Source organism: Streptomyces sp. NPDC050211 (assembly GCF_040656035.1).
Taxonomy (GTDB): domain Bacteria; phylum Actinomycetota; class Actinomycetes; order Streptomycetales; family Streptomycetaceae; genus Streptomyces.
On sequence record NZ_JBFALC010000054.1, the window covers coordinates 31,809 to 45,010 of the forward strand.

At 70.4% G+C, this 13,202-nt stretch carries 13 protein-coding genes; 10 read left to right on the plus strand and 3 right to left on the minus strand.

Going from position 1 to position 13,202, the window contains the following annotated elements:
- Window positions 1-92 precede the first annotated feature (92 nt).
- The 4 genes from AB0I98_RS37280 to AB0I98_RS37295 all read left to right on the plus strand — a co-directional run bounded on the left by AB0I98_RS37280 (window position 93) and on the right by AB0I98_RS37295 (window position 3,369).
- Window positions 93-245: a hypothetical protein gene (locus AB0I98_RS37280; RefSeq protein WP_362949627.1), complete on the plus strand. Its 153-nt coding sequence runs from the start codon at window positions 93-95 to the stop codon at window positions 243-245.
- Window positions 246-403: 158 nt separating this feature from the next.
- Window positions 404-1,645: a helix-turn-helix domain-containing protein gene (locus tag AB0I98_RS37285; RefSeq protein ID WP_362949628.1), complete on the plus strand. Its 1,242-nt coding sequence runs from the start codon at window positions 404-406 to the stop codon at window positions 1,643-1,645.
- A 105-nt stretch (window positions 1,646-1,750) separates the two neighbouring features.
- Window positions 1,751-2,524 (plus strand): IclR family transcriptional regulator, encoded by a 774-nt coding sequence (locus tag AB0I98_RS37290; RefSeq protein WP_362949630.1) that lies wholly within the window; start codon window positions 1,751-1,753, stop codon window positions 2,522-2,524.
- Window positions 2,521-3,369: an SMP-30/gluconolactonase/LRE family protein gene (locus tag AB0I98_RS37295; RefSeq protein ID WP_362949632.1), complete on the plus strand. Its 849-nt coding sequence runs from the start codon at window positions 2,521-2,523 to the stop codon at window positions 3,367-3,369. The genes AB0I98_RS37290 and AB0I98_RS37295 overlap by 4 nt, the downstream gene beginning before the upstream one ends.
- 19 nt (window positions 3,370-3,388) lie before the next feature.
- Here AB0I98_RS37295 and AB0I98_RS37300 read toward each other — a convergent pair whose 3' ends face one another.
- The 3 genes from AB0I98_RS37300 to AB0I98_RS37310 all read right to left on the minus strand — a co-directional run bounded on the left by AB0I98_RS37300 (window position 3,389) and on the right by AB0I98_RS37310 (window position 6,718).
- Window positions 3,389-4,738 carry a pyridine nucleotide-disulfide oxidoreductase gene (locus tag AB0I98_RS37300; protein ID WP_362949689.1) on the minus strand — a complete coding sequence of 450 codons (1,350 nt, stop codon included), beginning with the start codon at window positions 4,736-4,738 and terminating at the stop codon, window positions 3,389-3,391.
- An 85-nt stretch (window positions 4,739-4,823) separates the two neighbouring features.
- Window positions 4,824-6,116 (minus strand): MAB_1171c family putative transporter, encoded by a 1,293-nt coding sequence (locus AB0I98_RS37305; RefSeq protein ID WP_362949633.1) that lies wholly within the window; start codon window positions 6,114-6,116, stop codon window positions 4,824-4,826.
- Window positions 6,113-6,718 carry a toxin-antitoxin system, toxin component family protein gene (locus AB0I98_RS37310; protein WP_362949635.1) on the minus strand — a complete coding sequence of 202 codons (606 nt, stop codon included), beginning with the start codon at window positions 6,716-6,718 and terminating at the stop codon, window positions 6,113-6,115. The genes AB0I98_RS37305 and AB0I98_RS37310 overlap by 4 nt, the downstream gene beginning before the upstream one ends.
- A 214-nt stretch (window positions 6,719-6,932) precedes the next feature.
- Here AB0I98_RS37310 and AB0I98_RS37315 point away from each other — a divergent pair, with 214 nt between their 5' ends.
- The 6 genes from AB0I98_RS37315 to AB0I98_RS37340 all read left to right on the plus strand — a co-directional run bounded on the left by AB0I98_RS37315 (window position 6,933) and on the right by AB0I98_RS37340 (window position 13,129).
- Window positions 6,933-8,291 (plus strand): extracellular solute-binding protein, encoded by a 1,359-nt coding sequence (locus AB0I98_RS37315; RefSeq protein ID WP_362949636.1) that lies wholly within the window; start codon window positions 6,933-6,935, stop codon window positions 8,289-8,291.
- On the plus strand, window positions 8,288-9,229 hold the full coding sequence (locus AB0I98_RS37320; protein WP_362949637.1) for a sugar ABC transporter permease: 942 nt from the start codon (window positions 8,288-8,290) through the stop codon (window positions 9,227-9,229). Before AB0I98_RS37315 ends, AB0I98_RS37320 begins: the two co-directional genes overlap by 4 nt.
- The gene (locus tag AB0I98_RS37325; protein WP_362949639.1) at window positions 9,226-10,080 is read left to right on the plus strand and encodes a carbohydrate ABC transporter permease; all 855 of its coding nucleotides are present in this window, start codon (window positions 9,226-9,228) and stop codon (window positions 10,078-10,080) included. Before AB0I98_RS37320 ends, AB0I98_RS37325 begins: the two co-directional genes overlap by 4 nt.
- Window positions 10,077-11,048, plus strand: a complete 972-nt coding sequence (locus tag AB0I98_RS37330) for an arabinan endo-1,5-alpha-L-arabinosidase (RefSeq protein ID WP_362949641.1) — start codon at window positions 10,077-10,079, stop codon at window positions 11,046-11,048. Before AB0I98_RS37325 ends, AB0I98_RS37330 begins: the two co-directional genes overlap by 4 nt.
- A 79-nt stretch (window positions 11,049-11,127) precedes the next feature.
- Complete coding sequence (locus tag AB0I98_RS37335; protein WP_362949642.1) at window positions 11,128-12,642, plus strand: alpha-N-arabinofuranosidase; 1,515 nt, start codon at window positions 11,128-11,130, stop codon at window positions 12,640-12,642.
- Between the two features lie 28 nt (window positions 12,643-12,670).
- The gene (locus AB0I98_RS37340; RefSeq protein WP_362949643.1) at window positions 12,671-13,129 is read left to right on the plus strand and encodes an Rrf2 family transcriptional regulator; all 459 of its coding nucleotides are present in this window, start codon (window positions 12,671-12,673) and stop codon (window positions 13,127-13,129) included.
- Window positions 13,130-13,202: the final 73 nt, after the last annotated feature.

Below are 13,202 nucleotides of genomic sequence, written 5' to 3' on the forward strand. Positions count from 1 at the left end.
GGACGGGGCCGGCGCAAGGGTGAGGGCGACCTTTCGAGTACCTCTAGATGTGTCCAGATGCGTCTAGAAATGTCCGGAAAGGCTGACCCGAGATGTCCAGACTGCTCGCCGCAGCGCTCACGGTGGCGGCCGCCGCCGCACTGGCCGTAGGAGCCGCCCTCGGCCTCGTCGCACTCCTGGAGGCGACCCCCGACCAACCGAACACCCCCCTGATCACCTACGAGCAAGCCGGCCAGGGGAGCTGACCGGTGCGGAGCCGCAGGGGCGCGCCGGTGTCGAGAGGGCGTGGGGGTCCCCCCGCTCGAGCGAAGTCGAGAGTGGGGGAGCGCGGAGGCCCGACGAAGGAGGGGCTGAGCACGGTCGCCCTCTCGACACCGGCTGTAGCGCCCCGGAGGCGAAGCCAATGAAGCAGCCTGCCCGCTCCCCGGCAGTGTCCACCCGCTCGGCCTGGCTCGACGTCCCGCGCCTCCAGGTCCGCCGCTTCGCCGCGATCGCCATGTCCGAGGCGCCCGACCTGGCCGAGGAGATCCTGCGCGAGATCCGCCGCGAGTATCCCCATCTGCCCGTCGTCCTCGACGAGTCCGGCGAGCCGATGGCCCTGGTCGGCATCCGCCGCGCCATCGAGGTCTTCGTCCAGCACCTGGAGACCGCGGAGGGCCGCCCGACCGTACCGCCGGGCGTCTTCCAGGAATTCGGCCGCGGCGAGGGACTCAACGGCCGTAGCCTGGACTCGCTGCAGGCGATCTACCGCATGGGCGTACGACTGGCCTGGCGCCGTTTCGCCGACATCGGCCAGCGCGTGGACATCCCGCCCCCGGCGATGTACGAGCTGGTCGACGCGGGCTACGAGTACCTCGACGGCCTGGTCGACCAGTCGGTACGGGGCTATGCGGAGGCGGCGGCACGGCAGGCCGGAGAACGGCTGAGGCTGCAGCGCCGCCTGATGGAGCTCCTGCTCGCCGAGCACCACCGCGGCGACCCGGCCGACGCGCTCAGCGAACGGGCCGCCCGGATCGGCTGGCCGCTGCCGGAGAAGGTCGCGGTGGGCGTACTGCTGCGTCCCGCCCGGGAGGCCGTCGCCCCCGCGGTGGGCCAGGGCGTCCTCCTCGACATGGAGTACGAGCAGCCCCGCATGGTCGTCCCCGAACCGGACGCCGCCGGCCGCCCCGAACTGCTGCACCGCGCCCTGACCGGCTGGTCCGGCGCCATCGGCCCCCCGGTCCGCCTGGCGGACGCGGCGAAGTCACTGCGCTGGGCGGAGGCGGCCGTACGCCTGATGGAACGCGGTCTGCTGCCCGCCGGCGACGTCCTGTACTGCACCGAGTACACCGAGGCGCTGGTCCTGCTCCAGCCCGAGGAACTCCTCGACGACCTCGCCCTGCGCTGCCTCGCCCCCCTCGCCCACTGCGGCCCCACCCATGGCCGCCGGCTCGCCCAGACCCTGCTGGCCTGGCTGGAGACCCGCGGCGGCGCCCCCGAGGTGGCGGCCCGCCTAGGCGTCCACCCGCAGACCGTCCGCTACCGCCTCCGCCAGATCCGCGAACTCTGGGGCGACGAGATCGACGACCCGGACCGCCGCTTCGAGCTGGAGCTGGTGCTGCGGGCGCAGCGGTTGCGGGGGAGGCTGGGGGAGGTACAGGGGTGATGGGTGCCTGCCCATTGCCCAGGCAAACAGACCTTGAGTAGCCTGTGTTCGTTATTCCGATCGCCTGTTGAAATCTCGAACACATACCAAGGGAGGGGGCCGGACGTGGGACGTCTCGTACCTGCCGTGACCCGGGCTCTCGACATTCTCGAGCTCTTCCTCGACGGGGACGGCACGCTCTCCGCCCCCGACATCGTGCGCAAGCTGCAGCTGCCGCGCACCACCGTGCACGAGCTGGTCACCACGCTCGCCGCCCGGTCGTACATCGTCCAGGTACCGGGCCAGCCGGGACGGTACCGGCTGGGCGTACGGCCGTACCAGCTCGGCAGCCGGTACGCCGAGCAGCTGGACCTCGCCGCCGAGGGACAGCAGGTCGCCCGGTCCGTCGCCGAGACCTGCGACGAGACCGTGCATGTGGCGATCCTCGAGGGCACCGACGTCATCTACATCGCCAAGGTCGACTCGACGCACGCCGTGCGGATGGTCTCCGCCGCCGGACGCCGGCTGCCCGCGCACTGCACTTCCGTCGGCAAGATGCTGCTGGCCTCCCTTCCCGAGGCGGAACTCACCGCGCGCATCCCGGACGACGCCGAGCTGGTCGCGATGACCCCGAACAGCATCACCGACCCGGCCGCCCTGCGCGAGACCCTCGACGAGATCCGGGAGCGGGGGATCGCCGTCGAGAGCCGGGAGTCCAACCCCGACGTCTCCTGCGTCGCCGCCCCCGTCCGGGACCGTACCGGCCGGGTCGTCGCCGCGCTGTCCATCTCCGTGCCGATGATCCGCTGGAGCGACGAGCGGCGCGGTGAGCTGGAGCAGCTCGCCGCCAAGGGCGCGGCCGAACTGTCCGAGCGGCTGGGTCACCGGAGCGTGGGATGACGTACAAGTACGAGGTGGCGGTACGGGCCGAGGCGACCCTCGGCGAGGGCCCGACCTGGGACGCGGCGGCCGGGCGGCTGATCTGGGTCGACATCCTCGGGGGGCGGGTGCACACGTACGAGCCCGCGACCGGCCGGCGAACGCTGCGGGTCGTCGACCAGCATGTGGGCGCCGCCAAGCCGCGCGTCGGCGGAGGGCTCGTCCTCAATCTCGTGGACGGCGTGGGCCTCCTGGATGCGGACGAAGGCTTCCGTTGGCTGCACCGCGAACGCGTCCCCGGCCGCCGCGCCAACGACGCCGCCGTCGCGCCCGACGGATCGCTCTGGGCGGGCACCATGCGGTACGACGAGGCGCCGGGCGGCGGCACTCTGTCCCGTGTCTGTGGTGACGGATCCGTCGAGGCCGTCCTCGACGACGTGGCCGTCAGCAACGGCACCGGGTGGAGCCCCGACGGACGCCGGATGTACTACATCGACTCGCCGACCCGCTGTGTCGACGTCTTCGACCACGCGGCGGGGCGGATCTCCGGGCGCCGCCGGTTCGCGGAGATCGAGGAGGGCGCGGGCTTCCCCGACGGCCTCACCGTCGACGCCGACGGCTGTGTGTGGGTGGCGCTGTGGGACGGCGGGGCGGTACGCCGCTACACGCCGGACGGCGAGCTGGACCGGGTGGTCACCCTTCCGACCCCGCTGGTCACGGCCTGCGCGTTCGGAGGTGCGGACCTGACCGACCTGTATGTCACGACGGCGCGGGTGGGCCTGGAGTCCCCGCACCCGGTGGCGGGTTCGCTGCTGGTGGTGCCGGGGGCCGGAAAGGGGCTGGCACAGCCGGCGTTCGCCGGCTGACGCCCGTCGCGCGCGCCCTTCACCGCAGGCCCGCCCGCTTCACCTCGTCCCCGGTCAACGGCGGTCCGCTCAGTGGCGGCTTCAACGGCCCGACCACGGCCGCCAGCAGAACCGACGGCGTGAGCAACACCTCCGCCCGCCGCTCCAGCGACGTCACGTCGGTCACGCGGCGGGCGATCCGGCCGTTGCCGGTGGCCGTGTACATGAGCCGGTTCACGTACGCGGCCACGAGCCGGTCCCGCAGCGTGGGGCCGTTCTCCGTGGCCCCCGGGTAGAACACGTCCTGCCCGGTCGCCAGATCCCACGCCGCGCCGGCCGGCCGGGCCACCGCCTTCTGGATACGACGGGACAGCCCGGGCGTGCCCAGGCCGCGACGCCGTACGACATCCCGCAGGATCAGGGCGCTCTGCGCGCCGACCGCGAGGCCATGGCCGTAGACGGGGTTGTACGCGGCGAGCGCGTCGCCGAGGACGGTGAAGTGGTCGGGCCAGACCGGCATCCGTTCGTAGAAGTTCCGGCGGTTGACGGTCGTGCGGGTGAAGGCCACGTCGGACAGCGGTTCGGCCCGTGCGATCAGGTCGCCGACGAGCGGATGCCGCAGCTCCTCGCGGGCGAAGCGGATGAAGTCGTCGGAGGAGGCGTTCGCGGGCGTGGGTTCGCCGCCGCGGGTGCCGCTGAGGGTGACCAGCCAGCGGCCGTGCTCGATGGGCAGCAGGACGCCTGTCCGGCCGGGGCCGCCGTCCCGTGGGTCCGGCTGCACGTTGATCACCGGGAAGCCGCGGCGAGCCTGCTCGGGCGCGAGATAGAGCCGGCTGGCGTACGCCAGACCGGAGTCGACCTCGCGCCGCTCCGGCGCGGGCAGCCCGAGGTCGGTCAGCCAGCGGGGCGCTCCGGAACTCCGGCCGGTGCAGTCGACGACCATGCCCGCGTCGAGGATCCGCTCCCGGCCGTCGCGCTCGCGCACCCGGACCCCGGTGACCGCCTCCGGGCCGCCCACGAGCCCCAGCACCTCCGCGCCGAGCACCTCGATCCGCTCGTCCGCGAGGACCTGCGCGCGGATCGTCGCGTCGAGCAGGTCCCGTCCGGCCAGGATCACGTGGTGGGACTCGGGCCACCGGCGGAACCAGCCGCGCGGAGAGAGGCCGACCATGTCCGTGGTGATCGGCGCCCGGCGGGCCCCGGCGGCGCGGAGCACCTCGGTGATGCCCGGCAGCAGTTCCTCCATGGCCAGGGCCCCGCCCGACCACAGCATGTGGACGTGGCGCGCTTGCGGCAGGCCCTTGCGGGGCGCGGGTTCCCGGGGCAGTTCGTCGCGCTCCACGACGACGACCCGGTCGGCGAGCCCGGCCAGGGCGCGTGCCGCGAGCATGCCGGTGTGAGATCCCCCGAGGACGACGGCGACTCCGGCGGGGGACGGGCGTTCACTCAAGCTTGCCTCGCGATGTCCACGCCGGTCATCCTTGCCGACCTGCTTTGCTGCCGGGGGTCCGGGGGGTGTCCCCCGAGAAGACGCTGTACTCATCCGTGGACGGGCCCGTTGCCGGGACGGCGGCGCGGGCGCGTACCGCCGTGATCTCGTCGGGAGCGCGCAGGGCCTCGGACACGGCGTAGATCTCCTGCAACAGGTACGCGGTGTCGGGGGCGGTCGTTCTGTCGCCGTCCGGAGCGCGCCGCTCCGCCTCCACCGCGTCCAGGATCGTCACGGCGGCGGCGAGGGCCTGGGCCCGGCCGGGCTCGGCACCGAGGGCGAGGGCGCTGTCGTAGGACCGGCGTCGCAGGTCCTCGTCGAGGTGGCGGGAGAGCTGGAGGAGCGCGTCGCGGATATAGGTCTCGCGGCGGATCAGACGGATCTCGGGGGTCGCCCGCAGGGCGAGCGGCTCGCGGCGGCCCGTGACGCTCCGCAGCAGCCGGGCCAGCGGCGCCAGGCTCCGGCGGCGGCGGTTGACCAGCCAGCGTTCCTGGAGGTACTGCCCGGCGTGCGGGACGATGATGCCGACCGCGACCATGGTGGCGCCGATGCACGCGGCGGACGGCGCGATGTTGGTGTTGAGCCAGTTCAGGTCGTGCCCTGTCCAACGGGCCGTGATGGCGGTGAACTTGGCGGCGCTGAAGAGCAGGTTCGTGACGTAGCCGACGCTCAGGAACCTCAGCCCCCAGCGCAGCCAGCCGTCGAGCCCGTCGGTGCGGATCCATGTCCAGATGAGCCGGGCGGTGATCAGACAGGCCACCGTGTGCACGATCAGATAGAGGAGGATCTCCTCGCGCATGAACGGTGTCGTGGCGTAGTAGGTGTCCAGGTCCTCGATCTGTTCGACCGGTACGTCGGCGAGCGCGAAGAGGACCCACAGCGCGACGACCACGGCGGCGTAGACGGAGACGACCCACCGGGTCGCGCGCCGGGTCTGCGCCTGACGTTCGGTACGGCCGTTGCGCCAGTGGATGACGAGCAGCAGCCAGGACGCGGAGAGCGCGGTGATCAGGGAGTACACCCAGGGGGCCGCGATGTTCGGTACGCCGGTGACCCGGTTCGTCCAGGCGATGGTGCTCGGGGCCGCGAAGACGAACACCGCGCAGGCGAGCAGCAGCAGGCCGCCGACGGCACGCAGCAGCGGGTCCCGCCACAGCTTGACGAGGCTGGGCAGCTTGATCGCCAGGGCTGTGCCGAGGACCAGGCCCGGGAGCCAGAAGGAGATGTACAGCCCCGTGAAGAACTCGGCCGGTCCTGAGGCCAGTTGGGGATGTGTCACCGCCGCCCGCCTCCGCGTCCGCGGTAGCCGAGGGACCTCTGGACCGGGTCGGGCGAGGCCTCGCCGCCCTCTCCGGCCACGAAGGGCCGGAACATCGCCGCCAGCCGGTGCCCGAAGTCGTCCGCCTCCGCCTCGTCCGTCTGCCGGGAGCCGTTGCGGGCCGCGACCGTCAGGGCGAGGTCGTCCCAGCCGCGGGGCCCGGCCAGGGCGTGGGCGGCGGCCGTGCCGATGCCGTGGTGGTGGCGGTGCCCGGCGTGCAGGTGCCACAACTCGTGGCCCAGGATGACCAGTTGCTGCACCGCCTCGGCCCGCTCCTCCACGATGACCAGGTCGAAGTCCTGGAACTCCACGCACAGACCGGTGACTTCGATCTCTTCGGGGAACCGCTCGAAGCGCAGCTCGACGGGCCGTCCGCCGCGGCGCACGCTCATCTCCTCGCACAGCGCCCGGCACACCTCGTGCACCCCGGCCGGTGGCTGGGGCCTGGCCCGTACCGCCGCACCGAGTTCGCCGGCGAGTTCGCGCATCACGGAGCTGGTTCTCGCGCGCCGCAGCGCCGCGGCGACCCGCCCCGCACTGTTGCGCGCGCCCGCGATGCCCATCGGACCCCCTTCTCACCGCCGTTCGGCAGCCGGTCCGAGATTACGCGCCCGGAACTGTCCACGTCATGCGATCGGCCGACCGTTGTCCAACGGGAAACGACCGGCGCCGACCGAAAGTCCTGTGCAACTCATTGACGTGCAAGCGCTTACATTTTACGGTCCCGTTCGAAGTTACGAGCGTAATTCGAAATGTCGAACAGTGAGGGCAGGGCACATGGGACAACCCGGCCTCAATCGCAGGCAACTTCTGGCCGCGGCGGGCGGATTGGCGGTCGCGGGCAGCTTCGGCTTCGCCGCACTCGGCACGGGCGCCGACGCGCTCGCCTCCGGCGCGGACACCCGGGTGCGCTACTGGAACCTCTTCAGCGGCGGCGACGGCTACAACATGATCGCGATGCTGGACGCCTTCCGTAAGGACAACCCGGGCATCGCGGTGAAGGACTCCACCCTCCAGTGGGGCAGTCCCTTCTACACCAAGCTCGCCATGGCGGCCGCGGGCAGCCGCGCACCCGATCTCGGCGTCATGCACATGGGCCGGGTCACCGGGTTCTCGCCCGGCCGCCTCCTGGACGCCTGGGACGTCGACCTGCTCGCCAAGTACGGCGTACGGCAGCAGGACTTCAACCCCCAGCTGTGGAACCGCGGCGTCATCGACGGCGAGCTCTACGCCGTCCCGCTCGACATCCACGTCCAGCTCTGCTTCTACCGCAGGGATGTGCTGAAGAAGGCGGGGCTGCTCGGGGACGACGGCCGGATGGTCCCGGTCACCTCCGCCGACGAGTGGTTCGACGTGCTGAAGGAGGCCAAGGGGGCCACGAAGAAGGGCCTGCAGACCTTCGGCTTCTGGCACAGCGACCAGAACTTCCAGTGGTGGTTCTTCGTCGCCTTCTACACCCAGCTCGGCGGCACCTGGTTCAACGACGCCGACACCGAGGTCACCTTCGACACCGACAAGGCCACCCAGGTCCTGGAGTTCCTGCGCCGGCACATCACCGACGGATACGCCAACCCGAACTTCGGGGGTACCGCGGGCGCCGAACAGTTCGTCAACGGCTCCCCCTTCGTCTGGGAGGGCAACTGGTCGGTACCGGTCTTCGACACCGCGAAGGTCGACTACGGAGCCACCCCGCTGCCGCCCGTCTTCGGCAAGCAGGCCACCCACGCCGAGTCGCACGCCTTCGTCCTGCCGCACCAGTCCGACCGCGGCGGCCCCGCCAACGAGGCCGCACACCAACTCGCCGCCTACATCGTCAAGGACGCCCAGCAGTGGGCGCTCGGCGGCCACATCCCCGCCTACCGGCCGATCCTGTCCACAGCCGCGTACCAGAAGATGACCCCGCAGAACGAGTACGTCTCCGCCATGGACCACCAGGCCACCGAGCCCAAGGTGTGGTTCGCGGGCTCCACCGGCATCCTCGCCCAGGACATCGGCCCGATCGTCGTTTCCTCGACGACGGGCTCCGCCAAGCCGGACGCCGCCGCCCGCCGGATGAAGAGCGAGCTCACCAGGCTGCTCGCGACGAAGAACCCCATGGACGGCAGGACCGCCGCGCAGGGAGGTGTGGTCGCATGACCACCAGCGCTCAGACCGTCCTCGCACCGGCGCGGGCGAAGACCGCCGCCGACAGCGCCACCGTCCGCCGTAAGCAAGGCTTTCAGCACGGCGGCTGGTTCGTGGCCCCGTTCCTGGTGCTCTTCGCCCTCTTCGTCATCTGGCCACTTCTCCGCGGCCTCTACCTCAGCTTCACCGACGCCAACATCTCCGGCGACAGCGCGAACTTCGTCGGCCTGGACAACTACCGCGAGGCCCTCCAGGACCCCCTGATGTGGGACACGCTCGGCCACAGCGCGTACTTCACGCTCCTGGTCGTGCCCTGCATCACGGTCCTGGCCTTCCTCCTCGCGATGCTCGCCCACCACATCGAACGCGCCAAGTGGCTGTGGCGCCTGTGCTTCTTCGCGCCCTTCCTCCTCCCCTCCACCGTCGCGGGCAACCTGTGGCAGTGGCTGTTCAACCCCGGCACCGGCATGGTCAACCACGTCTTCGGCATCGAGACACCCTGGCTGACCGACAAGTCGTACGCCCTGCTCGCCATCGTCATCGCCACCCTGTGGTGGACGGTCGGCTTCAGCTTCCTGCTCTACCTCGCCGCGCTCCAGTCCATCCCGGATCACCTCTACGAGGCGGCGAAGCTGGACGGCGCGAACGCGTGGCACCGCATGATCCACATCACGCTCCCCATGCTCCGCAACATCACCGGCCTCGTCATCGCGCTCCAGATCCTGGCCTCGCTCCAGGTCTTCGACCAGGCGGTCGTGATGATGGACTTCACTCCCGGCCCCGAGGGCGCGACCCGGACCTTCGTCCAGTACACGCTCGAAGAGGGCTTCACCAGCTACCGCGTGGGCTACGCCTCCGCCATCTCCATCATCTTCTTCGTGATCATCGCGGCCGTCGCCCTCGCCCGGATGTGGCTGCTGCGCAACCGTGAGGAGGGCGCCGTCCGATGACGACCGCCGTACCGATGAAGCCGCGCAAGGCGTGGACCCCCAGCCAGATCATCCTCACCCTCCTCGGCACGGCCGTCTCCCTCGTCTTCCTCGCGCCTCTCGCCTGGGGCCTGTTCACCTCCCTCAAGTCGGAGACCGAGGCCGTCGAGGTACCCCCGCACTGGCTCCCGAAGGACTGGACGGGCCAGGCCTGGACGGCCCTCTTCGAGACCGGCAACATCACCAACTGGTTCGTGAACTCCCTGGTCGTCTCGGTCTGCGTGACCTCGGTCGTCCTGCTCGTGAGCGCCCTCGCCGGATACGGCTTCGCCCGCACGGAGTTCCGCGGCAAGGGCGTTCTCATGGCCGTCGTCATGGCGGGCCTGATGATCTCCCCCGCGGTCCTCGGCGTCCCCCTTTTCACCACGGTCCAGCAGATGGGGATGGTCGACACGTACTGGGGCATGATCCTGCCGCAGTGCGCGCCCGCCGCGATGGTCTACATCCTCTACAAGTTCTTCCAGGGCATCCCGCGCGAGCTGGAGGAAGCCGCCTTCATCGACGGCGCGGGCCGCTGGCGCGTCTTCTTCACCATCGTCGTCCCCCTCGCCCGCCCCTCCCTCGCGGCGGTCGGCATCTTCACCTTCATCGCGTCCTGGAACAACTTCCTCTGGCCGTACATGGTGACCAACAACCCCGACCTGATGACGATGCCGAACGGCATCGCGACGGTCATGAACTCGTACGGCATCCAGTGGGCGCAGCTGATGGCGGGCGGGTTGATGGCCGGGCTGCCGCTGATCATCGTGTTCGTCTTCTTCCAACGACAGATCGTCGCGGGCGTCGCCCACACGGGATTGGCGGGACAGTGAGAGCGCACAGAGCGGTGACGGCCGTACTGGCCGCGATTCTCCTGGCCTTCCTCCCCAACACAGCACAGGCGGCGGAGAGCTACCCCGCCCCCCAGCCGATCACCGGCCAGCAGATCATCCACGACCCGACCGTCATCCGCCTCAAGTCGGGCGGTTACGTCGCCTATTCGACCGGCGGCGTGATCGGAGCCCGCGTCTCCAAGGACCGCACCCACTGGACGGACGCGGGCAACGCCTTCGCTGAGCCCCCGAGTTGGTGGTACGAGTACAACGACACCGGCGACCCCTGGGCCCCCGACATCTCCTACCGCGCCGGCCGCTACTGGCTCTACTACGCCGTATCCAGCTGGGGCACCAACCACTCCGCGATCGGCGTCGCCACCTCCCCCTCCGGCCTCCCCGGCACCTGGACCGACCACGGCAAGGCCTTCACCTCGGAAACAACCGACCACTGGAACGCCATCGACCCCGCCCTGATCAGGGCGGACGGCAAACTCTGGATGTCCTTCGGCTCGTACTGGACAGGCATTCGCATGATCGAGATCGACGAGAGGACGGGCAAGGCGGCGCCAGGCACCCCCGTCCACCACCTGGCCACCCGCCCGGACGCGCCCTACGCCGTAGAGGGCCCGTACATCGTCAAACACGGCCGCCACTACTACCTCTTCGCCTCCTACGACACCTGCTGCGCGGGCGTGAACTCGACGTACAAAATCAAGGTCGGCCGCGCCACGAAGATCACGGGGCCGTACGTTGACAGCACAGGAAGGCCGATGCTGGAAGGCGGCGGTGACCTGCTGCTGGAGGGGCATGGTCGTTATGTCGGCACGGGGGGCCAGTCGGTGTTCAGGGACAGGGGTAAGGACTGGCTGGCGTATCACTACTACGACGCAGAGGACAGCGGCACCCCGAAGCTAGGGCTGAACAGGCTCAGCTGGTCAAGCGACGGCTGGCCCAACGCCCTTTAGGGGCGCGGGGCTGTATCAATTTGCGGCTCCGCCGCGTGGGCGCGACAAGCCCCCACGCACCCGCAGACGAAAGGAAACCATGCGAACCGCCCGCTTCACCCTGGACCCCGCATTCACCATCGGCCAGGTAAACCCCCGCCTCTTCGGCTCCTTCGTAGAACACCTCGGCCGCTGCGTCTACACCGGCATCTTCGAACCGGACCACCCCACCGCCGACGAGTCAGGCCTCCGCCAAGACGTCCTCAACCTCGTCCGCGAACTCGGCGTAACAACCATCCGCTACCCCGGCGGAAACTTCGTCTCGGGCTACAAGTGGGAAGACTCGGTCGGCCCCGCCGAGACCCGCCCCCGCCGCCTGGACCTCGCCTGGCACTCCACCGAGACCAACAAATTCGGCCTCTCCGAATACATCGACTTCCTCCGCAAGATCGGCCCCCAGTCCGAACCCATGATGGCGGTCAACCTCGGCACCCGAGGCGTGGCGGAAGCCCTGGAGCTCCAGGAATACGCCAACCACACCTCCGGCACCGCCCTCGCAGAGCTCCGCGTCTCCCACGGCGACAAGGACCCCTTCGGCATCAAGCTCTGGTGCCTCGGCAACGAGATGGACGGCCCGTGGCAGACGGGCCACAAGACGGCCGAGGAGTACGGCCGTGTCGCCGCCGAAACGGCCCGTGCCATGCGCCAGATGGACCCCACCGTGGAACTCGTCGCCTGCGGTTCCTCCAGCCAGTCCATGCCGACCTTCGCGGAGTGGGAGGCGACGGTCCTCAAGGAGACGTACGACCTCGTCGACTACGTCTCGCTGCACGCCTATTACTGGCCCGAGAACGGCGACATCGACTCCTTCCTCGCCTCCGCCGTCGACATGGAGTCCTTCATCGACAACGTCGTCGCGACCGCCGACCACGTGGGCGCACAGCTCAAGTCGAAGAAGCGGATCAACCTGTCCTTCGACGAGTGGAACGTCTGGTATCTGCCCGACTGGGAGGCGCGGGCGAAGGCGTTCGAGCAGGACGACTGGCCGGAGGCGCCCCGTCTCCTGGAGGACAACTACAGCGTCACCGACGCCGTGGTCTTCGGCTCGCTCCTCATCGCCCTGCTCCGCCACGCGGACCGCGTCACCGTCGCCTGCCTCGCCCAGCTCGTCAACGTCATCGCGCCGATCATGACGGAACCGGGCGGCCCGGCCTGGCGGCAGACGACGTTCTTCCCGTTCGCGCAGGCGTCGAAGTACGGACGCGGGCAGGTCCTGGATGTACGGGTGGACTCACCGACGTACGAGACGGCCAAGTACGGCGAGGCGGACCTGCTGCACGCCACCGCCGTACGCGCCGACGACGGCGCGGTCACCGTGTTCGCGGTGAACCGCAGCCGCACCGAGCCGCTGCCGCTCGAAGTCGCCCTGAACCGCCTGGACTTGACGTCGGTCGTCGAGCACAGCGCACTCGCGGACGCCGACCCGGACGCCCGCAACACCCTCGACGACCCCGGACGCGTCCTCCCGCATCTGGTCGAGGGCACGGCGCTCACGGACGGCACCCTCACCGCCGTACTGGAACCGCTGTCCTGGAACGTGATCCGGCTGCGCTGAGGCAGGCGGGACCGGTGACAATGGTCGTATGAGGATCTCGGCACGGGCGGACTACGCGGTACGGGCGGTACTGGAGCTGGCCGTGCACCACGGCGACGGTCCGGTGAAGGCGGAGACCATCGCCACCGTCCAGGACATCCCGCACAAGTTCCTGGAGGGCATCCTCGGCGACCTCCGCCGCGCCGGGCTGGTCGACAGCCGGCGCGGCGGCAACGGCGGCTACCGGCTGGCCCGGGACGCGGCGGCGATCACCGTCGCCGATGTGATCCGGGCCGTCGACGGCCCCATCGTCTCCGTGCGCGGGGTCCGTCCGACCGGCCTGTCCTACGCCGGGTCGGCCGAGCCGCTGCTGCCACTGTGGATCGCGCTGCGCGCCAACGTCCGCCGGATCCTCGAGGGCGTCACGATCGCGGACGTCGCGGCGGACGCCCTGCCGGTGGCGGTGAAGGAGCTGGCCGCCGAACCGGCGGCATGGGAGAACCCGTAGGGCTCACAGCCCCGAGATGCGACCGCCCTCTGTTCGGCACAACCGTCCGGCAGGGCGAGCGGTCTCATAAGTG